General features: G+C 61.0%; 21 protein-coding genes. 4 read left to right on the forward strand and 17 right to left on the reverse strand.

The features are described from left to right. Positions 1–124 precede the first annotated feature (124 nt). The 5 genes from eno to rlmD form a co-directional block, all read right to left on the reverse strand. On the reverse strand, positions 125–1,423 hold the full coding sequence (gene eno / locus EL255_RS17795) for a phosphopyruvate hydratase (protein ID WP_042653041.1): 1,299 nt from the start codon (positions 1,421–1,423) through the stop codon (positions 125–127). Positions 1,424–1,512: 89 nt separating this feature from the next. Next, positions 1,513–3,150, reverse strand: coding sequence for a glutamine hydrolyzing CTP synthase (gene pyrG / locus EL255_RS17800; RefSeq protein WP_042653042.1), 1,638 nt, complete (start codon positions 3,148–3,150; stop codon positions 1,513–1,515). 141 nt (positions 3,151–3,291) lie between these two features. Further along, positions 3,292–4,089, reverse strand: coding sequence for a nucleoside triphosphate pyrophosphohydrolase (gene mazG, locus EL255_RS17805; protein WP_042653043.1), 798 nt, complete (start codon positions 4,087–4,089; stop codon positions 3,292–3,294). Positions 4,090–4,168: 79 nt separating this feature from the next. Next, entirely contained in the window at positions 4,169–6,379 is a 2,211-nt protein-coding gene (gene relA / locus EL255_RS17810; RefSeq protein ID WP_042653044.1) for a GTP diphosphokinase, read from the reverse strand. A gap of 325 nt (positions 6,380–6,704) precedes the next feature. Beyond that, positions 6,705–8,027, reverse strand: a complete 1,323-nt coding sequence (gene rlmD, locus EL255_RS17815) for a 23S rRNA (uracil(1939)-C(5))-methyltransferase RlmD (protein WP_042653045.1) — start codon at positions 8,025–8,027, stop codon at positions 6,705–6,707. A 235-nt stretch (positions 8,028–8,262) separates the two neighbouring features. On the opposite strand from rlmD, the gene barA reads away from it, so the two are divergent. From barA to EL255_RS17830, 3 genes are all read left to right on the forward strand, one after another. Next, positions 8,263–10,974, forward strand: coding sequence for a two-component sensor histidine kinase BarA (gene barA / locus EL255_RS17820; RefSeq protein WP_042653046.1), 2,712 nt, complete (start codon positions 8,263–8,265; stop codon positions 10,972–10,974). 136 nt (positions 10,975–11,110) lie between these two features. Next, positions 11,111–11,590: a YehS family protein gene (locus EL255_RS17825; RefSeq protein ID WP_042653047.1), complete on the forward strand. Its 480-nt coding sequence runs from the start codon at positions 11,111–11,113 to the stop codon at positions 11,588–11,590. Between the two features lie 3 nt (positions 11,591–11,593). Then, positions 11,594–12,517 carry an N-acetylmuramoyl-L-alanine amidase gene (locus EL255_RS17830; protein WP_042653048.1) on the forward strand — a complete coding sequence of 308 codons (924 nt, stop codon included), beginning with the start codon at positions 11,594–11,596 and terminating at the stop codon, positions 12,515–12,517. Positions 12,518–12,715: 198 nt separating this feature from the next. On the opposite strand, the gene pdxJ is transcribed toward EL255_RS17830, so the two are convergent. The 10 genes from pdxJ to rpoE all read right to left on the reverse strand — a co-directional run bounded on the left by pdxJ (position 12,716) and on the right by rpoE (position 21,620). After that, positions 12,716–13,453: a pyridoxine 5'-phosphate synthase gene (gene pdxJ / locus EL255_RS17835; protein ID WP_042653049.1), complete on the reverse strand. Its 738-nt coding sequence runs from the start codon at positions 13,451–13,453 to the stop codon at positions 12,716–12,718. Positions 13,454–13,697: 244 nt separating this feature from the next. Beyond that, the gene (gene recO / locus EL255_RS17840; RefSeq protein ID WP_042653050.1) at positions 13,698–14,396 is read right to left on the reverse strand and encodes a DNA repair protein RecO; all 699 of its coding nucleotides are present in this window, start codon (positions 14,394–14,396) and stop codon (positions 13,698–13,700) included. Between the two features lie 14 nt (positions 14,397–14,410). Further along, positions 14,411–15,316, reverse strand: coding sequence for a GTPase Era (era, locus tag EL255_RS17845; protein ID WP_042653051.1), 906 nt, complete (start codon positions 15,314–15,316; stop codon positions 14,411–14,413). After that, positions 15,313–15,984, reverse strand: coding sequence for a ribonuclease III (gene rnc / locus EL255_RS17850; protein ID WP_042653052.1), 672 nt, complete (start codon positions 15,982–15,984; stop codon positions 15,313–15,315). The genes era and rnc overlap by 4 nt, the downstream gene beginning before the upstream one ends. Then, positions 15,985–16,908, reverse strand: a complete 924-nt coding sequence (lepB, locus tag EL255_RS17855; protein ID WP_042653053.1) for a signal peptidase I — start codon at positions 16,906–16,908, stop codon at positions 15,985–15,987. Between the two features lie 3 nt (positions 16,909–16,911). Then, the gene (gene lepA, locus EL255_RS17860) at positions 16,912–18,705 is read right to left on the reverse strand and encodes a translation elongation factor 4 (RefSeq protein ID WP_042653054.1); all 1,794 of its coding nucleotides are present in this window, start codon (positions 18,703–18,705) and stop codon (positions 16,912–16,914) included. Between the two features lie 171 nt (positions 18,706–18,876). Further along, positions 18,877–19,338 (reverse strand): SoxR reducing system RseC family protein, encoded by a 462-nt coding sequence (locus tag EL255_RS17865; RefSeq protein WP_042653055.1) that lies wholly within the window; start codon positions 19,336–19,338, stop codon positions 18,877–18,879. Between the two features lie 90 nt (positions 19,339–19,428). Continuing rightward, a complete protein-coding gene (locus tag EL255_RS17870) occupies positions 19,429–20,409 on the reverse strand; it encodes a MucB/RseB C-terminal domain-containing protein (RefSeq protein WP_042653056.1) in 981 nt (326 codons plus the stop codon). A 21-nt stretch (positions 20,410–20,430) separates the two neighbouring features. Continuing rightward, the gene (locus EL255_RS17875; protein WP_042653057.1) at positions 20,431–21,015 is read right to left on the reverse strand and encodes an RseA family anti-sigma factor; all 585 of its coding nucleotides are present in this window, start codon (positions 21,013–21,015) and stop codon (positions 20,431–20,433) included. A 23-nt stretch (positions 21,016–21,038) separates the two neighbouring features. Continuing rightward, positions 21,039–21,620, reverse strand: a complete 582-nt coding sequence (gene rpoE / locus EL255_RS17880; protein WP_042653058.1) for an RNA polymerase sigma factor RpoE — start codon at positions 21,618–21,620, stop codon at positions 21,039–21,041. Positions 21,621–21,801: 181 nt separating this feature from the next. Here rpoE and nadB point away from each other — a divergent pair, with 181 nt between their 5' ends. Then, positions 21,802–23,409 carry an L-aspartate oxidase gene (nadB, locus tag EL255_RS17885; RefSeq protein ID WP_042653059.1) on the forward strand — a complete coding sequence of 536 codons (1,608 nt, stop codon included), beginning with the start codon at positions 21,802–21,804 and terminating at the stop codon, positions 23,407–23,409. 73 nt (positions 23,410–23,482) lie between these two features. Here the strand turns inward: nadB and EL255_RS17890 are convergent, their stop codons facing one another. Further along, positions 23,483–23,857 carry a protein YgfX gene (locus EL255_RS17890; RefSeq protein ID WP_126623535.1) on the reverse strand — a complete coding sequence of 125 codons (375 nt, stop codon included), beginning with the start codon at positions 23,855–23,857 and terminating at the stop codon, positions 23,483–23,485. A gap of 62 nt (positions 23,858–23,919) precedes the next feature. Next, entirely contained in the window at positions 23,920–24,189 is a 270-nt protein-coding gene (locus EL255_RS17895; RefSeq protein ID WP_042653061.1) for an FAD assembly factor SdhE, read from the reverse strand. Positions 24,190–24,286 lie beyond the last annotated feature (97 nt).

Genomic DNA, 24,286 nt, shown 5'->3' on the forward strand with positions numbered 1-24,286 from the left:
GGGCCACCACCGAAAACATCTCACCCGACATCTGCCCGGACTGTGGGCAAACCAGTCTGTGGACATAAAAAAACCCCGCCAGAGTGGCGGGGTTTTTCAACAGCTTAAAAAGTGCAGGCAGTAATTACTGGCCTTTCACTTCTTTCAGACCGCGGAACGGAGCCTTGGCACCCAGGGCTTCTTCGATACGGATCAGCTGGTTGTACTTGGCAACACGGTCAGAACGGCTCATGGAACCGGTCTTGATCTGGCCAGCAGCGGTACCCACGGCCAGGTCGGCGATGGTCGCGTCTTCGGTCTCACCGGAGCGGTGGGAGATGACGGCGGTGTAGCCAGCGTCTTTGGCCATCTTGATGGCAGCCAGAGTCTCGGTCAGGGAACCGATCTGGTTGAACTTGATCAGGATGGAGTTGGCGATGCCGTTGTCGATGCCGCGCTTCAGGATCTTGGTGTTGGTTACGAACAGGTCGTCACCCACGATCTGGATCTTGCTACCCAGTTCCTTGGTCTGGTAAGCGAAGCCGTCCCAGTCGGATTCGTCCAGGCCATCTTCGATGGAGACGATCGGGAACTTGGTGGTCAGGTCGGCCAGGTAGTCGGAGAACTCGTTGGAGGTGAAGATACGACCTTCGCCCTTCAGGTTGTACTCTTTCTTCTCGGCGTCGTAGAACTCGGAAGCGGCGCAGTCCATGGCCAGGGTGATATCGGTACCCAGCTTGTAACCGGCAGCGGCAACGGCTTCGGAGATCACTTCCAGTGCTTCGGCGTTGGACTTCAGGTTAGGTGCGAAACCACCTTCGTCACCCACTGCGGTGGCGTAGCCCTTGGACTTCAGTACCTTGGCCAGGTTGTGGAAGACCTCGGCACCCATGCGGATGGCTTCTTTCAGGGTCTTGGCGCCAACCGGCTGGATCATGAACTCCTGGATGTCGACGTTGTTGTCGGCGTGCTCACCACCGTTGATGATGTTCATCATCGGCAGCGGCATGGAGTAAACACCCGGGGTACCGTTCAGCTCGGCAATGTGAGCGTACAGCGGCAGGCCCTTGGCGGCAGCAGCAGCTTTGGCGTTGGCCAGGGAAACAGCCAGGATGGCGTTGGCGCCGAACTTGGATTTGTTCTCGGTACCGTCGAGGTCGATCATGATCTGGTCAATAGCGGCCTGGTCCTTGGCATCTTTACCCAGCAGAGCCTGAGCGATCGGGCCGTTAACGGCTTCGATGGCTTTCAGCACGCCTTTACCTAGGAAACGGCTCTTGTCACCGTCACGCAGTTCCAGCGCTTCGCGGGAACCGGTGGACGCGCCAGACGGAGCGGCTGCCATACCAACAAAACCACCTTCCAGATGAACTTCGGCCTCAACGGTCGGGTTACCACGGGAGTCGATGATTTCACGACCGATCACTTTAACGATCTTGGACATGTGTATTTCCTCAGGTTTCGTAAAAAAACAACAAAAATATGCCAAAAAAAGCGGCTGTGGCACAGAGCCTCAACCGCATTTATTTTCAATTACTTCAGATTACGCTTCTGATACTCACCGGCGGCCTTCACGAAACCGGCAAACAGGGCGTGTCCATCACGGGGAGTCGAGGTGAACTCCGGGTGGAACTGCGCCGCTACAAACCAAGGGTGATCCGGAATCTCGATAATTTCCACCAATTTCTTGTCGGCGGAGAGACCGGTCACCTTCAAGCCGGCCGCTTCGATCTGCGGCAGCAGCTTGTTGTTCACCTCATAACGGTGACGGTGACGCTCATAAATGGTCGGGCTGCCGTACATCTGGCGCACCTTGGAGCCTTCTACCAGGTGGCAGAGCTGGGAGCCCAGACGCATGGTGCCACCCAGATCGGATTTCTCGGTACGGGTCTCGACGTTGCCTTCTTCATCCACCCATTCGGTGATGAGGCCAACGACCGGGTAGGCGCAATCTTTCTTGAATTCGGAGGAGTGAGCCCCTGTCATGCCGGCCACGTTGCGAGCGAACTCGATCATGGCAACCTGCATCCCCAAGCAGATACCCAGGTAGGGGATCTTGTTCTCACGGGCATACTGGGCGGCCAGGATCTTGCCTTCCACGCCACGCTCGCCGAAGCCACCCGGTACCAGGATCGCATCCAGACCTTCCAGCAGCTCGGAGCCACGGGTCTCGATGTCCTGGGAATCGATGAACTTGATGTTGACGGACAGACGGGTCTTCAGGCCACCGTGCTTGAGTGCCTCGTTGACGGACTTGTAGGCATCCGGCAGGGAAACATACTTGCCGACCATGCCGATGGTCACTTCCGCGGTCGGGTTGGCCTCTTCATAGACAACCTGTTCCCACTCGGACAAGTCGGCTTCGTTGCACTTCAGGCCGAAACGGGCGATGAAGTAGTCATCCAGATTCTGGGATTTCAGCAGCGCCGGGATCTTGTAGATGGAGTCGACGTCTTTCATGGAGATGACGGCGCGCTCTGGCACGTTGCAGAACAGGGCAATCTTGGCACGCTCGTTGGCCGGAATGGCGCGATCGGAGCGGCAGATCAGCACGTCTGGCTGGATCCCGATGGAGAGCAGCTCTTTGACCGAGTGCTGGGTCGGCTTGGTCTTCACCTCGCCGGCGGCGGCCAGGTAGGGAACCAGGGTCAGGTGCATGAACATGGCATTGTCGCGGCTCACTTCGGCGGCCAGCTGACGAATGGCTTCGAGGAACGGCAGGGACTCGATATCGCCCACTGTACCGCCCACTTCGACGATGGCCACCTGATGGCCTTCGGCACCGGCAATCACCCGCTCCTTGATGGCGTTGGTGATGTGCGGGATGACCTGGATGGTGGCACCCAGATAGTCACCACGACGCTCTTTGCGCAGCACGTCGGCGTAGATGCGACCTGTGGTGAAGTTGTTGCGACGGGTCATCTTGGTGCGGATGAAACGCTCGTAATGGCCCAGATCCAGATCGGTCTCGGCCCCGTCCTCGGTTACGAACACTTCACCGTGCTGGGTCGGGCTCATGGTGCCCGGATCCACGTTGATATAGGGGTCCAGTTTCATGATGGTCACATCCAGACCACGGGCTTCCAGAATGGCTGCCAGAGAAGCTGCGGCAATGCCTTTGCCGAGGGATGAAACAACGCCACCAGTTACAAAAATATATTTTGTCGTCATGCTGAACCTGAAAGAAGTTTAGGGAATTTTAAGGGGTGCTTCGGGGATGAAGCAGGACGGGGAAACAGTATACCAAAACCCCCTCTCCCAAACAATGAACAAAAATCTATCAGGCTCCCCGCCTCCCCGTCTTGCGCCAAATCAACTTTGTTCGGTTTCCTTGGCCTTGTCCCAGGCGGCGTCCAGCTTCTCCAGGGAACAATCGGTCATTTTCAGCCCTTCCGCGGTAATAAACTGTTCAACCTGACGAAAACGACGTTCGAACTTGGTGTTGGCGGCCCGCAGCACCTGCTCCGGATCCTTGCCCAGATGGCGCACCAGATTGACGGTGGCAAACAGCAGATCGCCGAGCTCATCGCTGACCCTCTCTTCGTCAACGTCGACCATCAGCGCCTCCTCCATCACCTCCTCGATCTCCTCGTGGATCTTGTCCACCACGGGGCCGAGCGTCTTCCAGTCGAAACCGACGGTGGCGCAGCGCTTCTGGATCTTGGCGGCGCGGGTCAGGGCCGGCAGCGCGAGCGGTATGTCGTCCAGCACGCTCTCCTTGTCGAGCGCGGCGCGCTCCTTGGCCTTCTCCGCCTCCCAGTTCAACTTGACCGCCTGCTCGTCACCCAGCTCCGCATCGGAGAACACATGGGGATGGCGGCGGATCAGCTTCTCACTCACCGTAGCGACGATATCGGCGAAATCGAACAGCCCCTGCTCCTTGCCCAGCTGGGCGTAGAACACCACCTGGAACAGCAGATCGCCGAGTTCGCCCTTCAATCCTTCCCAATCCCGGGTTTCGATGGCATCGGCCACCTCGTAGGCCTCCTCCAGGGTGTGGGGCACTATGGTCTGGAAATCCTGCTTGAGATCCCAGGGGCAACCCCCTTGCGGATTACGCAGTTGAGCCATGATCTCGAGCAGTTGGGGCAGGTCGTAACGTTGGGACATGGGCTCTTCACTTTCGATTCGTTCAAGAAGGGTCATAAAGAACAACCGGCCACGGGGGCCGGTCACCTTTTATCAGGCATTAGAGGCGCTTGGCGCTGATCACATCGTTGAGCTGGCTGAGCTTGGCGAGGGCCCGGTTGAAGGCGTTGATGTTGTAGATCTCCAGCTCCATGTCGATCTCCGCGGTCTGCTCGCGCACGTTGGAGCGCGAGCGCACCCCCATCACGTTGATCTTCTCGTTGGCGAGCACAGTGGTGATGTCGCGCAACAGGCCGGATCTGTCGTTGGAGAGGATGCGGATGGTGAGGCCATAACCGCCGGAGTAGTTCTCCCCCCAGACCGCCTCGATCAGCCGCTCCGGGTTGCGGCGAGACAGCTCTTTGAGCTGCTCGCAGTCCTCCCGGTGGATGGAGACGCCGCGCCCCATGGTGATGAAGCCCTGGATGCCGTCCCCCGGAATGGGCTGGCAGCAGCGGGCGATATGGGTCATCAGATTGCCGACCCCTTCCACCACTATGTGATCCTTGGGCTTGGGCCGGAACGGCAGATTGGCCTTCTGCTCCAGCTTCTCCAGCAGGCGGCGATCCTCTTCCTCGGCGGTCGGCTTGTTGTAGCGGGTGTCCAGGTAGTTGAGCAGCTGGTTGATGCGAATGTCGCCGCTGCCGATGCCGGCCAACAGATCGTCGAGCTCCTCGGCATGGAAGCGCTCAAGCACCACCTTGTCCACCTTGGAGAGGGTCAGGTTGTGCCTGTCCAGCTCCTTCTCAAGCAACTCCTTGCCGGCGGCGATGTTCTTGTCCCTATCCAGCTTCCTGAACCAGGTCGCGACCTTGGCCCGCGCCCGGCTGGAGCGCAGGAAGCCGGCGTTCGGGTTCATCCAGTCGCGGCTCGGGTTCGGCTCCTTCTGGGTGATCACCTCCACCTGATCGCCGGTCTGCAGCGTATAGGTGAAGGGCACTATGCGACCATCCACCTTGGTGCCGATGCAGCGGTGGCCGATCATGCTGTGCACGTGATAGGCGAAATCGAGCGGGGTGGCCCCCGCCGGCAGGTCGATGACATCCCCCTTGGGGGTGAACACATAGACCCTGTCCTCGAACACCTGGCTGCGCAGATCGTCCAGCAGGGAGCCGCTCTCGGAGAGATCCTCCTGCCAGGCGAGCAGCTTGCGCAGCCACTCGATCTTGTCCTCGAAGGTGCTGGTCTTGGCAGCGGCCTGGGCCCCTTCCTTGTAGCGCCAGTGGGCGGCGACGCCGAGTTCGGCATCCTGGTGCATCTGCTCGGTCCGGATCTGGATCTCGATGGTCTTGCCTTCCGCCCCTACCACCACGGTGTGGATGGATTGATAGCCGTTCGGCTTGGGGTTGGCGACATAGTCGTCGAATTCACGGGGAATGTGGTGGAAGTGGGTATGGACTATGCCGAGCGCCGCGTAGCAATCCTGCAGCCGCTTGGTCACCACCCGCACCGCACGCACGTCGAACAGCTCGTTGAATTCGAGGTGCTTCTTCTGCATCTTGCGCCAGATGCTGTAGATGTGTTTGGGGCGGCCGTAGACCTCGGCCTCGACCCCGGCCTCGGCAAGCGCATCGCGCAGGGACTGCACGAACTCGCGGATGTAACGCTCCCGATCGAGACGCTTCTCGTCGAGTTGCTTGGCGATCTGCTTGTAGGTGTCCGGGTGCAGGTAACGGAAGGCGAGATCTTCCAGCTCCCATTTGAGCTGACCGATGCCGAGCCGGTTGGCGAGCGGCGCATAGATGTTGGTGATCTCCTGGGCCATCAGCACCCGGGTCTCTTCATCCGCCTTCTTCGCTTCCCGCAGGCAGGCGATCCGCTCCGCCAGCTTGATCACCACGGCGCGCACATCCTCGACCATGGCGAGCAGCATGCGCCGCACATTGTCGACCTGCTCCGGCGAGGTTTCGCTGCGGTGCAGGGTCTGCAGGGAACGGATGGCCTCCATCTCCAGCACCCCTTCCACCAGCTTGGCGATCTTGGGACCGAAGTCCTCGCTCATCCGCTCCTGATTGAGGAGCCCGGCCTCGACGAAGGGATAGATGATGGCGGCCTTGAGGGTGGCAAGATCCATGCTGAGCATCAGCAGGATGCCGACCATCTCGACCCCGCGCACCAGCAGGCGGCTGGTGAGCGCCTCGTCACCGAGCGTCAGACAATACTGGTAAGCGGTTCGCAGTTGATTCTTGTCATTCTCACTCAGAGTCAGTGAACTGACCCACTCCTCCAGAGTGAAATTGTCTTTCAAATGAATATCGCGCACCGCAACCATGGTATCAATCCTTTAAATTGTGGGGCCGAAAGCCGATGCTTCCAGTCCCTCATCTGCTGATGACTGCCTCAAATGGGGATGTGAGAGAGACTTTTCAAGGCATGCCACCTTCCAGGTGACAGAGTTCTCCACACCGCCGGCCAATTTTTGAGGATCTAGATTACCCCAATCATTCCTGCTCAAACAGCGCCATAGGCATCAGAATGCCCCAGCCGCAGGAGCCGGATTACCTTAATCCATGCCTGCTAAAGCAGCGCCATGGGCGTCAGAAGGCCGACATGGCGCAACATCTCTTCCCCCCGAACCCAGCGCCGGATTACCTTAATCAATCCCGCTCAAATAGTGCCATGGACTCCAGGTGGCCGGTGTGGGGGAACATGTCCAGCATCCCCAGGCGGGCCAGTCGATAACCCCCCTTCACCAGCACCTGGCTGTCCCGCGCCAGGGTGACAGGGTTACAGGAAACATAGACCACGCGTTTGGGCGAAAGTGCCACCACATGGCTCATCACCTCCAGCGCACCGGGCCGGGCCGGATCCAGCAGCACCAGATCGAAACCTTCCCGCGCCCAGGACATGCCGACGATGTCACCGCTCAGGTCCGCCTTGTAGAAGCGGGCGTTGTCGATGCCATTGCGACGGGCGTTCTCCTCGGCGCGGGTCACCATGGCCAGATCCCCTTCGACCCCGACCACCTCGCGGGCCTGACGGGCCAGCGGCAGGGTGAAGTTGCCGATGCCGCAGAACAGATCCAGCACCTTGTCCGCCTTGGTCGCCCCGAGCCATGCCAGCGCCTGGGCCACCATGCTCTGGTTGATGGGGCCATTGACCTGAATGAAATCCCCGGGGGCGAATGCAAGAGACAGGCCATCTAACGAGTAAGCGGGCTGGAATTGCTGGCGCAGCGGCTCGATGCGCTCGTCGGCCGCCTGCAGATAGAGATCGATCCCCTGAGCCTCGGCAAACTCGGTCAGCAGCGCTCGATCCGCCTCGTTGGGACGACCGGTGTGGCGCAACAGCAGCAGTATCCCCTGCTCGGCCTGGATCAGTTCCGCATGGCCCAGCTCGCGCTGGCTCTTGAGGCGATTGAGGCATTCCCGCAGCGGGCTGATGAGCGCCGACAGCGAGGCGGTCAGGACAGGGCAGCTGGTGATCTCCACCAGATCGTTGGACTGGCGGCGACGAAAACCGACCCGGGTGCAGCGGCCATTCTTGTCAAACTTGATGGCCAGACGGCAGACCCGGCGATAGGCGCGAGCCTCCCCGGTCAGCACGGGTTCGAGGGCCGGCGCCTTGATCTGACCCAGTCGCTCGAACAGGCTGACCAGTCCGGCCGCCTTGGCCGCCTGCTGATCCGCCTCACTCAGGTGCTGGGCGTTGCAGCCGCCGCACTCGCGATAATGGGCACAGAAGGGGGCGATGCGATTGTCGGCGGGAGTCACCAGCTGTTGCAGGGCTGCGTGAGCGTACTGCTTCTTGTCATCGATGATGCGAGCCTTGACCCGCTCACCGGGCAGCGCCCCCTCGACGAAGATCGCCTTGCCCTGATGACGGCCGATCCCGACACAGTGGTGATCCAGACTGTCTATCGTAAATTCAATACGTTGGGGCTGGGTGGATTTCTTTTGGGGCTTGAAAAACTGGGCCATAAAACTTGGTGCCTATAGGTGGCTATGTCATGATTGTGGAATCTGCTGCAGGCCATTGTCCCACAAGAATAATAGTATGACCAAATACGGCCTGAGGGCTCTCGCTGTGGCATCGACCCCCTTGCCCATTCTGACCCTGGTCGGCGGTTTGTGCTCATGACCAGAGACGGCCTCAGAACCCTGGTGGCAGCAACATTTTTATATTGCCAACCCTCATCGTCGGCGGTTTGTTCTTATGACTAGATACGGCCTCAGAGCCAGAGTGCTGGCATTTACCATATTGCCAACCCTGATCATCGGCGGCCTGATTGCCGGTTACTTCACCTTCCACCGCTATCACCAGCTGGAAAACAACCTGATCGACCAGGGCATCAACATCATCGAGCCCCTGGCCATCGCCAGCGAATACGGCATGACTCAGCACAGCCGCGAGTCCCTCAAGCGCCTGATCGGGCTGACTCACCGCAAGAACTCGCCCTTCATCAAGTCCATCGCCGTCTTCACCCAGGACAACCAGCTGTTCGTCACCTCCAACTACCATCGTGACTTCGGCCAGCTGCGCCTGCCCGATGGCACTGCCATCCCTGAGCTGACCAGCGTCTCCTTCAACGGTGACGACATCATACTGCGCACCCCCATCCAGGCCGAGACCAGCCTGGACGGCTTCCCCTTGCCAAGCGACCTGGAGCCGCCGGTGATCGGCTACATCTCCATGCAGCTCGCCACGGACAGGGCCATAGTCCTGCAGTATCGCGACGCCTTCTTCGCGGTGGTCATGGTGCTCATCGGCCTCGCCGTCAGCACCCTGTTTGGCTTCCGGCTGGTCAAGAGCGTGACCCAACCCATCACCGATATGGTGCAGGCGGTGCACAGGATCAGGGAGGGGCGGCTCGATACTCGGGTCAGCGGCCAGCTCACCGGCGAGCTGGACATGCTGAAAAACGGCATCAACGCCATGGCCAAGGCGCTCTCCGAATACCATGAGGAGATGCAGCAGAACATCGATCAGGCCACCTCGGATCTGCGGGAGACGCTGGAGCAGATCGAGATCCAGAACGTCGAGCTCGACATGGCGAAGAAGCGGGCGCAGGAGGCGGCCAGGGTCAAGTCGGAGTTCCTTGCCAATATGTCCCACGAGCTGCGTACCCCGCTCAACGGCGTCATCGGCTTCACCCGCCAGCTGCTCAAGACGGCGCTGACCCCGAGCCAGACCGACTACATGCAGACCATAGAGAAATCGGCGCGCAACCTGCTCGGCATCATCAACGACATCCTCGACTTCTCCAAGCTGGAGGCGGGCAAGCTGCAGCTGGAGCACATCCCGTTCAGCCTGCGCGACACCCTCAACGAGACCATGCACCTGCTCGGCCCGAGCGCCCACGACAAGCAACTCGAGCTGTCGCTGCAGGTGGATGCCGAGGTGCCGGACTACCTCACCGGCGATCCCATGCGGCTGCAGCAGGTGCTGACCAACCTCACCGGCAACGCCATCAAGTTCACCGAGCGCGGCAACGTGGACGTGCACATCCAGCAGAGCGGCAGCGCCAGTGGCAACAAGGTGCGGCTCAACGTGCTGATCCGCGATACCGGCATCGGCATCTCGGAGGAGCAACAGCGTCAGCTGTTCCAGGCCTTCAACCAGGCCGACTCCTCGATCTCGCGCCGTTATGGCGGCACCGGCCTCGGCCTGGTCATCACCCAGAAGCTGGTGCAGCAGATGGGCGGCCAGATCCGGTTCGAGTCAGAACTCGGCAAGGGCTCCGTCTTCTCCTTCAGCCTGGATCTGGACATCTCCCCCCTGCCCCAAAGCGAGCGGCTGCCGCTGGATCGCATCCAGGGCAAACGGCTCTGGTTGCTGGAGCCGGATCCCTTCGCCCACGCCTCCCTGCTCGCCCTGCTCGCCGAATGGCAACTGGATGTGCAGGCGCTGAGCATAGATGCCGAGTGGCCAGAGATGAGCAGCCAGGACATGGTGATCATCGGCAGCAGCACCCTGCACACGCCACAGCAGGTGATCACCCGCCTCGATGGCTTGAGCGGGCAGCAGAACACCATAGTGCTGCTCAGCAGCCACGAGCCCGCCCTCTATGAGGCCATGCTGGCCCACGGCGCCGAGCACTGCCTCTCCAAGCCCATCAACCATCGCAAGCTGCTGCATGCCCTGCTCTCCCCCGAGGCGACCAAGCGCACCCCGCTGCCCGCCGCCTCCCCCCGCCGGGTGCAGGCGGTCAAGGTATTGGCGGTGGACGACAATGCCGCCAACCTCAAGCTCATCGCCGCCATGCTCAAGGAGATGGTGAGTCAGGTGGTGGTCTGCAAGAACGGCAAGGAGGCGGTCAACCTGGCCCAGAGCCAGCCGTTCGACATCATCTTCATGGATATCCAGATGCCGATCATGGATGGCATCAGCGCCACCCAGGCGATCCGCCGTCACTCCCTCAACACCGAGACCCCCATAGTCGCGGTCACCGCCCACGCCATCCCCGGCGAGCGGGAGCGGTTGATCCGCCAGGGCATGGACGACTATCTGGCCAAGCCCATCGACGAGGGCATGCTGGCCCAGCTCATCACCGACTTCACCCATCGTCGCCACCAGAATCACGGCGATCAGCAGATAGACTGGTCGTTGGCGGTGCGCCAGGCCGCCGGCAAGACGGAGCTAGCCCAAGAGATGCTGACTATGCTGCTGGCCAGCTTCGATGAGGTGGAGCCGCTGCTGGAGGCGGCGCTGTCCGGCCAGGCAGACGATGCCGAGGTGCTGGCACAGCTGCACCGTCTCAACGGCGGCTGCGCCTACTCCGGGGTGCCCGGCCTGCAGCGCCTGCTCTCCCAGCTCGAGCAGCAGTTGCGCGATGGTGTGCCGGTCGGCGAGCTCGAACCCGAGTTGCTGGAGCTGCAGGATGCGCTGGAGCAGGTGCGTCAGGAGGCCCCCCGCTACCTGGCCTGAAGGCTTTTGATGCAAAATCAGCATCATCGGGTAGTGGCAAGGGGCTCATCGCCACCCGAGCGAGGCGGGCTGACCCGCTTTTTCTGACGAAGAGTCCGGTAAATGGTAAAGTTGCGCCGTTTCTACAGGAGTCAACATGACGAACAACGATATTCTGCGCCGTCTGCGCTACGCCCTCACCATCAGCAATGACCAGATGGTCGACATGTTTGCCAAGGGCAACCTGACCGTCGATCACGCCCAGCTGCACAGCTGGTTGCTGAAAGGCGCCGAGGAAGGGGAAGAGCAGGACCCGGGCTTTGTCGCCTGTCCCGATGCGGCCCTTAGCCAGTTCCTCGACGGCTTCATCATCACGCGCCGTGGCGTGCGGGAAGGGGCGCCGACCCAGGTGATCCCGAACCGGATCAACAACAACCTGATCCTGCGCAAGCTGCGCATCGGCCTCGACTACAAGGAAGAGGACATGCTCGGCACCCTGAAGCTGGCCGACTTCAACCTGTCCAAGTCTGAGCTGAGTGCCCTGTTCCGCTCCAAGGATCACAAGCACTATCAGGATTGCGGGGATCAGATCCTGCGCAACTTCCTCATCGGCCTGACCACCAAGTACCGCGCCTGAGCCATGGGCCAGCGTGTTCGCCCCCCGTCAGCCCACCCCGAGGTGGCCGGTGGGCGGCGCTGGCCATCACTCTTCTCCCGCCTCGGACGGCGTAGCGGGTGGCACAGCCTGCTGTCATGCTGCCTGCTCCTTGGCTTGAGCGCCTGCCAGCCCGCCTCCTATCGGCTCGATTCCCGCTATGCCAGCGCCAACCAGAATGAGCGCATCGCCTTCCTGATCCTGCACTACACAGATGAAGACGACACCCACTCCCTGCGCCTGCTGACAGAGCCGCAGTACAAGGTGAGCGCCCACTACCTGATCCCCCGCGACACAGACCAGACGCCACTGCCCATCTACCAGCTGGTGCCCGACAGCCAGCGTGCCTGGCATGCGGGTCGCAGCCGCTGGCATCAATATGCCGGGCTCAACGCCAGCTCGCTCGGCATCGAGATCGTCAACCTGGGCTACGAGACCGGGCAGGAACTGCTCCCCGTCCAGCTGCGCCACTGGCAGCCCTATACCCAGGCCCAGATCGCCGCCGTCGGCGCCCTGGCGCAGGAGCTCATCCGCCGTTACCAGATACCGCAGACCCAGGTGCTGGGCCACAGCGATGTCGCACCCGAGCGCAAGCAGGATCCCGGTCCGCTCTTCCCCTGGCGCGAACTCGCCCTGCAATACGGCGTTGGCGCCTGGCCGGACGAAGCCAGGGTCGAGCAGTTGCGCCAACAGCCGGCCCCCGCCTGGGACGCCCTCGCCTGGCAGCAACAACTCGCCCGCTACGGCTACGGCATAGCCCCGAGCGGCGACTGGGATGAGCAGAGCCGCACCGTGCTGAGCGCCTTCCAGCTGCATTTCCGCCCGGCCCTCGTCAACGGTGAGCCAGATGCCGAGAGCCAGGCCATTCTCAGCGCCTTATTGGAGCGTTACTTCCCCGAGTCTCGCTGAACTGTGCACATCTCCGGCGCAGCCCCACTTCTCACCCACCCTCATCAGCGGTGAGCCGGATGCCGAGTGCCAGCAGGCATCCCTCACCGCCCTGTGGAGCATGACTTCCCGATGCCCTGAACCCGCCTATCTCCTGACAACGAAGAGGGACGCCGCGGCGTCCCTCTTGCTATCTCATCCATCCATCATCAATGACGATCAGATCCCCTGGCGGGCTTCCTGCATCAGCAGACGCATGTCGCTGACCGCCTTGGCCAGGCCGTCGAAGGCGGCACGGCCTATGATGGCGTGGCCGATGTTGAGCTCATAGAGCTCGGGGATGGCGGCGATGGCCTTGACGTTGTGGTAGTGCAGGCCGTGGCCGGCATTGACCTTGAGCCCCTTGCCGGCGGCATAGGAGGCACCGGCGGCGATGCGCTTGAACTCGGCGTTGCGCTCGGCATCCGTGGTGGCATCGGCGTAGCGGCCGGTGTGGATCTCGATGAAGGGGGCACCGCTGGCGGCGGCGGCGTCGATCTGCAGCGGATCCGCATCGATAAACAGCGACACCTGGGCACCGACGGCCGCGAGGCGGGTCACCGCATCGGTGATCTTGTCTAGCTGGCCCGCCACGTCCAGGCCCCCTTCGGTGGTCACCTCGGTGCGCTTCTCAGGCACCAGACAGACGAACTGGGGCTGGATACGGCAGGCGATGCCGATCATCTCCTCGGTCACCGCCATCTCCAGGTTCATCCTGGTCTGGATGGTCTGACGCAGGATCTCGACATCACGGTCGGTGATATGGCGGCGATCTTCCCGCAGGTGAACGGTGATGCCATCGGCACCGGCCTGTTCGGCCACGAAGGCGGCCTGTACCGGATCCGGGTACTGGGTGCCGCGGGCATTACGCAGGGTGGCGATATGGTCGATGTTCACACCCAGGTAGATCTCGCTCATTGCTTACTCCTTGATACAGGTCATCTGTTAACTGTGTGGCTGGCGGCAGACCCCCAGCCTCTGATATCCGTATGTCAGCTCGTAGGTTCGATTAGCGCAGCGTAATCGGACGTCGGTAACATTCTTACCCTGTCGGGTAACGCCGCAAAACGGTTAGCCCAAGCTACTTCGCCGCTTTAAAAACAACTCCCGGCTCTTCAACTGGCGTTTGCTGAAACATGAGAGGCTGCAGCGCCAATCCGCGTTAGCTTTTCCGTTTCAAAAACAACTCCCGGCTCTTTAACTGGCGTTTGCCGAGATAGGGCTGCAGTGCCAGCCGGCTGAAACGCTTGGCCGCCTGCAGCAAGGGGGGACTGTCGAAACGCCCCTCGGCGAAGGCCAACAGGTGGGCGCCGAGGAACAGGGTACGGGGATCCGGCGCCCGCTCGCAAGCGACAAAGCCGAGCTCGCGCTCGAAGCCGTATAACAGCTCGGGTCGGATCGCGGACTCATCGTCGGCGGCATATTCGAAGTCCACCGCGTAGCCGAGCGCCTGCAGCAGCAGGAACTCGAAGCGACGCAGGGGCAGCTCGGGTGTCTCGCCATCCGCCAGCGCCATCAGGGCACGGGCATAGGCATCGAACACCTCGGGAAAGGGGGTATGGGCTTCCAGCAGGTAGTAGACCAGCTCGTTGAGATAGAGGCCGTAAAACAGGCGGTCGCCGCCGAGACGCAGGGAGTGATCCGGGCATTCGACCTGGGCGAGGTTCTTGAGATCGCCCTTGCCACGCCAACTCAGGGTGAGCAGGGTGAAGGGTTGCAGCAGCCCCTTCAGAGGGGAGCGTGGCCCGCGAGAACCGCGAGCCACCAGGGTAAAGCGGCCACTATCCTGGGTGAATACCTCGACCAGCTGGCTGGTCTCCCGATAGGGCCGACTGTGGATGACGAAAGCCGGACTCAGCAATCGCTCAGCGCCACTTAGTCATCGCCATAGCCGAGACTGCGCAGGGCGCGCTCGTCATCGGCCCAGCCCGATTTAACCTTGACCCACAGCTCCAGGTGAACCTTGTTCTGGAACAGCCGTTCCATGTCGAGACGTGCCTCTGTGCCTATGGTCTTGATCTTCTCGCCCTTGTTGCCGATGACCATCTTCTTCTGGCCTTCACGTTCAACCAGGATCAGGCCGTGGATATGGTAGAGACCGTTCTCCTCCACCTTGAAGCGTTCGATCTCCACCGTCACCGAGTAAGGCAGCTCCTCACCGGTGAAGCGCATCAGCTTCTCACGGATGATCTCGGAGGCCATGAAGCGCGACGAGCGGTCGGTCACGTAATCTTCCGGGAAGAAGTGGTTGTTTTCCGGCAGCAGATCCTTGGCCCACTCGCGGATCTTCTCCACGTTGGTACCCTTCTCGGCACTGATGGGCAGGATGTGGGAGAACTTCATCTGTTGACCCAGCCACTCCAGGTGCGGCAGCAGGTCTTCCTTGTCCTTGACGTTGTCTACCTTGTTGACCGCCAGCACCACGGGGCAGGGCAGATGGCGCAGCTTGCCGAGCACCATCTCGTCATCCTTGGTCCAGTGGGTACCGTCGACCATGAATACCACCATGGCCACGTCCCCCAGCGAACTGGTGGCGGCGCGGTTCATCAATCGGTTGATGGCCCGCTTCTCCTCGATGTGCAGACCCGGGGTATCCACAAAGATGGTTTGATAGTTGTCCTCGGTGTCTATCCCCAAGATCCGGTGACGGGTAGTCTGGGGCTTCTTCGAGGTGATGCTGACCTTCTGGCCGAGCAGCTTGTTGAGCAGGGTGGACTTGCCCACGTTGGGGCGGCCTACGATGGCGACAAAGCCGCAATAGGTGGTATCTGTATCTGTCATGACAGTCTTTCCAATGCTTGCTGCGCCGCGGCCTGTTCGGCCTTGCGACGGCTGGTGCCGACCCCGACCAGCGGACCATCCAGGCCATCCACGTCACACTGGACGGTGAACTCCTGGTTGTGGGCTTCGCCCTTGACGTTGGTCACTGTGTAGGTCGGCAGGGATTTACGGCTTCCCTGCAAAATTTCCTGCAGCCGGGTCTTGGGATCCTTCTGCTCAATGCCTGGCTTGATCTCGTCCAGGCGGCTGGCATACCAGCTCAGCAGCAGGGTCCGCACCGTCTCCAGATTGGTATCCAGATAGACTGCGCCGATCACCGCCTCGACCGTGTCGGCCAGGATCGACTCGCGGCGAAAACCGCCGCTCTTGAGCTCACCCGGCCCCAGGATCAGGTGATCCCCGAGATCGAACTCCCGGCCGAGCTCGGCCAGGGTCTTCTCCCGCACCAGGGTGGCGCGCATCCGGCTGAGGTCCCCTTCCGCCGCTTGCGGGAAGCGGTGGAACAGGTCGTCGGCAATCACCAGACTCAGGATGGAGTCACCCAGGAATTCCAGTCGCTCGTTGTGACGGGAACCGGCGCTGCGGTGAGTCAGCGCCCGGGTCAATCGGTCTTGATCTTGAAAGACATGCCCGAGACGGGACTGCAGTCTGTTCATCTTGATATTCATTTACTTGATTCCGCCAATGCGGTTGAAGCGCACACCAGTCGGTACCCAGCTTGGCAAACTGGAACCTTCCTCGCGCTCGAATTCGAAACTGATCCAGATGGCGACCGCCTTGCCCACCAGGTTCTGCTCGGGCACGAAGCCCCAGAATCGGCTGTCGGTACTGTTGTCGCGGTTGTCGCCCATCACGAAATACTGGCCTTCCGGCACCACCCACTCATCGGGGTAGGTCCCCGGCTGGCGGTAATAACGGTCGACCAGATCGGGCATCAGGGGGTTGCGCAGGGTCTCGTGAGAGACGCTGCCCAGCTGTTCGGTGTACCGATCCAGCGGGATCCCCATCTGGCTAAATTCGCCCCTTTGTTCAAACTTGACGTCGAGCTTCTTGAAGCCCGGGCACGTTTTCCCTTCCTGCTCCTCGCACTTGGGTCTGATCATCAGCTCCTTGTTGCGATAGATGACCCTGTCCCCCGGCATGCCGACCACTCGCTTGATGTAGTCCACCCGGGTATCCAGCGGATACTTGAACACCACCACATCGCCACGCTCGGGGGCGCCTGTCTCCAGGAACTTGGTGTTGGTCACGGGATCACGCAGGCCGTAGGCGAACTTCTCCACCAGGATGAAGTCGCCCACCAGCAGGGTGGGCATCATGGAGCCAGACGGGATCTGGAACGGTTCGAAGATGAAGGAACGCAGGATCAGCACCAGCGCAATGACCGGGAAGACCCCGCCGGTCTGTTCGATCCAGACCGGCATGGGGGCCACCTTGGCCAGCGTCTTCTCATCGATGTTCGGGCCGGCGTTGGCACGGGCTGCCGCAATCTTGGCCGCCCGTTGCTTGGACCAGACCAGCTTGTCGACGGTCCAGATGATGCCGGTCAGTACGGTGACAATCGCCAGGATCAGGGAAAAGGTGCTAGCCATCGATTAGTCCTTGCCTACGTGGAGGATCGCGAGGAAGGCCTCTTGCGGCACGTCGACACGGCCCAGGGACTTCATCCGCTTCTTGCCTTCTTTCTGCTTGTTCAGCAGCTTCTTCTTCCGGCTCACGTCACCGCCGTAGCACTTGGCGGTCACGTCCTTGCGCAGGGCCTTGACGGTGCTGCGGGCGATGATCTGGTTGCCGATGGACGCCTGAATCGCGATGTCGAACATCTGGCGCGGGATCAGCTCACGCATCTTCTCCACCACCTGGCGACCGCGATACTGGGCGTTCTCCTTGTGGGTGATGATGGCCAGGGCATCGACCCGCTCACCGTTGATCATGATGTCGAGGCGCACCATCTCGGAGGTCTCGAAGCGCTTGAAGCCGTAATCCAGCGAGGCGTAGCCGCGGCTGGTGGACTTGAGGCGATCGAAGAAATCGAGCACCACTTCTGCCATCGGGATCTCGTAGGTCAGGGCCACCTGCTTGCCGTGATAGACCATGTTGGTCTGCACGCCACGCTTCTCGATACAGAGGGTGATGACGTTGCCCATGTACTCCTGCGGCAGCAGGATGTTGCACTCGGCGATGGGCTCACGCATCTCTTTGATGTTGTTGACCGGGGGCATCGCAGACGGGCTGTCGATGTGGATGGTCTCGCCATTGTTCAGCTCGATCTCGTACACCACGGTCGGCGCCGTGGTGATCAGATCCAGATCGTATTCCCGCTCCAGGCGCTCCTGGATGATCTCCATGTGCAGCATGCCGAGGAAGCCACAACGGAAGCCGAAGCCAAGCGCGGTGGAGCTTTCCGGCTCGAAGAACAGGGAGGCATCGTTCAGGGAGAGCTTGTCCAGCGCATCACGGAATGACTCATAGTCATCGCTGGAGATGGGGAACAGGCCCGCATAGACCTGCGGCTTGACCTTCTTGAAGCCCGCCAGCGCCTTGTCGGCACCGTTCTTGGCCTGAGTCAGGGTATCGCCCACAGGCGCGCCGTGGATGTCCTTGATGCCGCAGACGACCCAACCTACCTCGCCACAGCCCAGACCCTGGGTATCCACCTGCTTGGGGGTGAAGATACCGATGCGATCCACGCCCCACACCTGACCGGTGCTCATCACCTTGATCTTGTCGTTCTTCTTGAGCGAACCGTTCTTGATCCGCACCAGGGAGACGACGCCAAGGTAGGAGTCGAACCAGGAGTCGATGATCAGCGCCTGCAGCGGGGCATCCGGATCCCCTTCCGGGGGCGGGATGCGGGCGACGATCTCTTCCAATACCAGATCGACCCCCAGACCGGTCTTGGCGGAGCAGCGCACCGCATCGATGGCGTCGATACCGACGATGTCTTCGATCTCTTCCGCGACCCGCTCGGGTTCGGCGGCTGGCAGGTCGATCTTGTTCAGGATCGGCACCACTTCCAGCTCCATCTCCATGGCGGTGTAGCAGTTGGCCAGAGTCTGTGCCTCAACCCCCTGACCGGCATCCACCACCAGCAAAGCCCCTTCACAGGCCGCCAGGGAGCGGGAAACCTCGTAGGAGAAATCCACGTGGCCCGGGGTGTCGATAAAGTTCAGCTGATAGGTGTTACCGTCTTGTGCCTGGTAGTTCAGGGTCACACTCTGTGCTTTGATGGTAATGCCGCGCTCGCGCTCCAGATCCATGGAGTCAAGCACCTGAGCCTGCATCTCGCGGGAGGACAGGCCGCCACAAGTCTGGATCAGACGGTCCGACAGGGTCGATTTACCGTGGTCGATGTGCGCAATAATCGAAAAGTTACGAATGTGTTTCATCGAGCAAGAATCACTCAAAATTAAGTTAGGGTCGGATATGAGGGCAGGATTTTACTGGATAACCCGGTCGACGGCCAATCTTTAGTCGACGGGCACCAGAAATAGCGCCTTGTCTGGCAGGCGTTAGGCACCATTTCGGGCACAAAGAGGCCCGAAACAGGATCTTGCCACTCAGGAGAGGTGACGGGTATTGAGTACCACACCGAGCATGCGAGGACCGTATTCCCCTTGCTCGAGCCGAGCAGAAAAGTAACGAACCAGTAAAAAACCTATGGTGCCGCCCAGCAGGCAGCTGAGGATGGTCACCCCCTCTCCCGCCGACAGCAGCGGTGCCAGCCAGAGCTGTCCGAGCAGGGCCCCCAGCAACAGACAGAACAGCGGCAGTACATAGACCAGGGCGGCCCCCCGCAAGATGCTTGCCTGCAGGATGCCGAGCCGGATCTGCTGACCCACCATGACTTCGGCGGTCAGCGCCACCCGCAGTCGCTGCGACTTCAGGGGAAAGGCCTTGGCGACGGTACCGGTGCCGCAGTTGGACTGCTGATGGCAACCGCTGCAGGCGGAGCGCCGTTCGCACTCCACCCAGGCATGTTGGCCATCGATGGCCACCACGGTCGCCAGCTCTTCACTCATTTCACTCACCAGAGGGCTCCAGACTAGCAGCAACAGATTTATCCAATCTGAACACGGCCGCCCCGCCCGGGCAAGTGGAATGGCTCAGTCTCATTGCACCGCCTCGTTGCGCGCCAGCGGCTGCACCGACTCGGCGATGCGCTTGGCCGTCTCGGCCGGGACTTCCCCGACCACGGTGATCTCCACCCCGACCTCGTTGACATAGCTGACCAAGGAGGTGGCTCCCTGCCGGATCAGCTGCTGGCGCACCGCCTGCTTGGGATCGACCCTGGCCACATAGACAGAGAGATCCACCAGTCCATCCGACAACATCATGTAGTCCACCGGCAGGCTGGTGCTGACCAGCTGGTGGCGGTCCTGGGACAATACCTTGAAGCCGGCCGGCAGCCAGGTCAGATGCCAGTTCAGGGTCTGCTGGGGGGCAGGATAGGCATCCTCCAGCTCCAGCGCCTCGGGCAGCTTGCTGTTGACCAGGGTCACCAGCCAGGGCGCCGGCGCCGACTGACGGTCCAGATCGACCCCCAGCACCTGCTCCACCAGGCTGCCTTCCCGATCCACCATGTCCACCCGCAGCAGCAGGTGGCTCTGTTCATCTATCCAGAGCACGAAACCATATTTGTCAGTCTCTTTCGGCACCAATCTGACGACCTGTGCCACCAGACCGGCCACCCGGCTGCGGCCAGCCAGCACGGGATCATAGCTTTCCAGCACCCGGGGCAGCGGCATCTTCACCAGGGTCGACCACACACCAGGGAAGCGCGCGCCCTTGAGCGTGTAGGGTTCGTGGGTGTTTTCGAAGAAGGTGTATTCATTCTGGCGCTGCAGGTACTCCACCGTCTTGCCATCGAGATAGCTCAGATGGGCCACCTCTTTGCCGTCGATCACCCCATGACTGAAACGAATGGGTTCGAGGCGCCCCTGACGGGCCTTGACCATGGATAATTCGAAATTCTGTTGAGAGACGGCACTCTGCATCTGCTGCAACAAGGCCTCGGCCGACAGTTCGTCGGCCGAGGCCTTGGCACAAATTAGCAGGAGAGAGGCCAGCAAGATACGGCTGGACTGGCGCACGATCTGATCCCTAAAAATGCGTTATTCCTGGATCTGCTTGTCTTGTAGCAGACGTTGTTGCAACTGATGATCACGCAGGAAGGCATTGATCCGCTCACGCTGCTCTTGCATCTGTTGCTCGTTCAACCCTTGTTGACGAGTCGTGGCGCGGTTCCCATCTTGCGGATAGTGCACGCTCACCGGCGTCGCACTGCCACCTACGGGTATGGTGTTGAGCACCGGGTTGGCCGGCATACCGTCCTGACCCTGATATTGCTGAACCCCGAAGATGACGGCGGCGGCAACCGATGCGGCGATGGCATACTGCCCCACCTGCTGGCTGACGCGACGCAGCAAGGGCAACACCTTGGCCCTGTGCACCTGTGGCGCGGCTGGCTGTACCGGCTTGGGGGCCAGTATGGTCGGTTCGTCTTCCAGCGCCAGCATGATGCTGTCGCTGAGATCCAGTTGCAGATTGACCGGCAGGTCCCCCCGCATGGCATCACCGATCAGATGGTAGCGAGCCCAGGTATCCTGCAGTGCCGGATCCGTTCCCAGCTCATTCAGTACCTCGACATCGCTCAGGTCGCCATCCATCAGGGCTGAGAGTTGCTCTTGATTTGCCATAAGTTTGCCTGTCTTTCCCCAGTTTAATTCTCGATCAGAGGTTGCAGCTTTTTGTCGATTGCTTCCCTCGCCCGGAAGATACGGGATCTCACCGTACCCACTGGACAATCCATGATCTCCGCAATCTCTTCGTAGCTCAGCCCTTCCAGTTCACGAAGGGTGATCGCTGTTCTCAAGTCTTCAGGCAAGGCTTCTATGGCGGCAAACACGGTACGCTTGATCTCATCGGTCAGCGCCAAGTTTTCCGGGGTGGCCACCTCTTGCAAGGCTTCACCACCACCATAATATTCAGCCTCGTCTGCTTCGACATCACTGCTGGGCGGTCTGCGCCCCTGTGAGGTCAGGTAATTTTTGGCCGTGTTGACGGCGATCCGGTACAACCAGGTGTAAAACGCGCTCTCGCCACGGAATGTCGGTAACGCACGGTAAGCCTTGATAAAGGCCTCCTGCGCCACATCCGGCACATCGCCCGGATTGTTGACATACCTGGCCACCAGGTTGACCACCTTATGCTGGTATTTTTTTACCAACAGGTTGAATGCATTTTTATCGCCACGCTGGACCCGTTCAACCAGCTGTTCGTCCAGTAGATTCTGGTCGCTCATCAGAGCCGTAAAACCCCCATCAGGTTATCGTTTTTCTTTTCCGGCCCTTTCTAAGCGCACAAGTTCAGACAGGAGGAATCAGAGAAAGTTCGCTTGCATTGAAAAAAATGTGATGCGAGCTGCATCACAACCCCCCTTGGGCTACCATGGGGCCAGTTCTTTATCCAGGCCAATGATACTTATGAAAGCAAGTGTTGAATACCTTTGCGACGTACTGATCATTGGCAGCGGTGCCGCCGGTCTGTCTCTCGCGTTGCGATTGGCAGATCAGGCCAAAGTCCTGGTTCTGAGCAAGGGGCCCATCAGTGAGGGGGCCACTTTCTATGCGCAAGGAGGCATCGCTGCCGTGTTCGACGAGACCGACAGCATCGAATCCCACGTGAGCGACACGCTCAACGCCGGGGCCGGGTTATGTGACCCGGCCGTGGTGGAGTTCACCGCCCGCAACGCCCGCGACTCCATCCAGTGGCTGATCCAGCAGGGGGTCCCCTTCGATCAGGAGGAGGATGCCGAGGGGGAGTCCCACTATCACCTGACCCGGGAAGGGGGTCATAGCCATCGCCGCATCTTCCACGCGGCCGATGCCACCGGTAAGGCGGTGCAGCTCACCCTGATCGATCAGGTGCGGGCCCACCCCAACATCCGGCTGATGGAGCGCTTCAACGCGGTCGATCTCATCACCACCCGCAAGCTGAACCTGCCAGGCAACAAGGTGCTCGGCGCCTATGTCTGGAACCGCAACGTCGAGCAGGTCGAGGTGATCCGTGCCCGCTTCGTGGCGCTGGCCACCGGCGGGGCCTCCAAGGTGTATCAGTACACCTCCAACCCGGATGTCAGCTCAGGGGATGGCATCGCCATGGCCTGGCGGGCCGGCTGCCGGGTGGCGAATCTGGAGTTCAACCAGTTCCACCCCACCAGCCTGTTCCATCCGGACGACCCCAACTTTCTGCTGACCGAGGCGTTGCGTGGCGAAGGTGCCTATCTGCGCCGGCCCGATGGCAGTCGTTTCATGCTGGACTTCGACGAGCGCGCCGAGCTGGCGCCGCGTGACATAGTCGCCCGCGCCATCGACCACGAGATGAAGCGGCTCGGTGCCGACTGCATGTACCTGGACATCAGCCACAAGCCGGCCGACTTCATCATCAAGCACTTCCCGACCATCCACGAGCGCTGCCTCGCGGTGGGGATCGACATCACCAAGGAGGCCATGCCCATAGTCCCGGCGGCGCACTACACCTGCGGTGGCGTGATGATAGATGGCAGTGGCCAGACCGATATTCCCGGCCTCTACGCCATCGGCGAGGTGACCTACACCGGCCTGCACGGCGCCAACCGCATGGCCTCCAACTCCCTGCTCGAGTGCGTGGTCTATGCCCATCAGGCGGGGGCCGACATCCTGGCCAAGCTGCCCATGAGCGTGGAGCCGCCCAAGCTGCCGGCCTGGGACGAGAGCCAGGTGGATGACTCGGACGAACAGGTGGTGATCCAGCACAACTGGCACGAGCTGCGCCTGATGATGTGGGACTACGTGGGGATAGTGCGGACCAACAAGCGCCTCGCCCGCGCCAAGCGCCGCATCGACCTGCTCAAGCAGGAGGTGCAGGAGTACTACGCCAACTTCCGGGTCTCCAACAACCTGCTGGAGCTGCGCAACCTGTTGCAGGTGGCCGAACTCATCGTCAACTGCGCCCTGCAGCGCAAGGAGTCCCGCGGCCTGCACTACAACCTGGACTATCCGGAGATGCAGCCGGACCCCAAGCCCACGGTACTGACACCGGATCGGGAATAACCCCTCCGCCAGTTGTCACCAAATGACCCCGCTCCGGCGGGGTCATCTATTGATAGGCCATTGGAAAATGCGGTTAACGAGGGGGATTGAGATGAATGGCGCGGGCCAGCGCCCGATAGTGCGCCGGCGCCAGCGCATCCGAGCAGAGCCAGAGTGATAGCTCGGGCAACTCGCCCTCTCGCAGCCGCAACCAGAGCACGCCGGGCAGGATGCGGCAGCGGGCCCCCAGCCGGTAACGCCGCCCCTGCCACTCCAGCCATTCACCATCCCAGATCAGCTCACCACGGATGAGCATGACCCGACGCCAGGCGAGCCAGAGACCCATCAGCCAGCAAGGCAGAAACAGCCCCCACTGCCAGCCCCGGATCAGGCTGGCGGTGGGCCACAGCAACAACAGAAATAGCATGAGCAGCAGCAGGCGCTGCCGTCGGGAGACGATGACGGGCATCACGACCCGCATCAGGGGACTGGCTGTGGTGACGGGCTGGGCCGCATGTCAGGCGCGGGGGATCAGCTTTGGCGGTCGTGACGGGCCTGGTTGCGCTCCAGGATCAGCGGGATCATGGCGGCGAAGGCAGGATCTTCCGGCACGCCGTGGCCCATGCACCACTTGAACAGATCCGGGTCATCGCTCTCCAGCAGGCGGATGAAGGTCTGTTGATCATCCTCGCCGAGGGCATCGAACTCGTGTTCAAGAAAAGGCATAAAGATCACATCCAGTTCGAGCATGCCGCGGCGGCAGGCCCATTTCAGGCGGGACTTTTCAATTGGACTCAACATAGCACTCTCCTTACAAAGACCCGGGGATGGTAGCAGCTGGATTTTCCGGCTGACAAACATTCCTTACGTCTTTACCATGCAGGTCACATACTTTCTG

The organism is Aeromonas encheleia, assembly GCF_900637545.1.
GTDB lineage: Bacteria > Pseudomonadota > Gammaproteobacteria > Enterobacterales > Aeromonadaceae > Aeromonas > Aeromonas encheleia.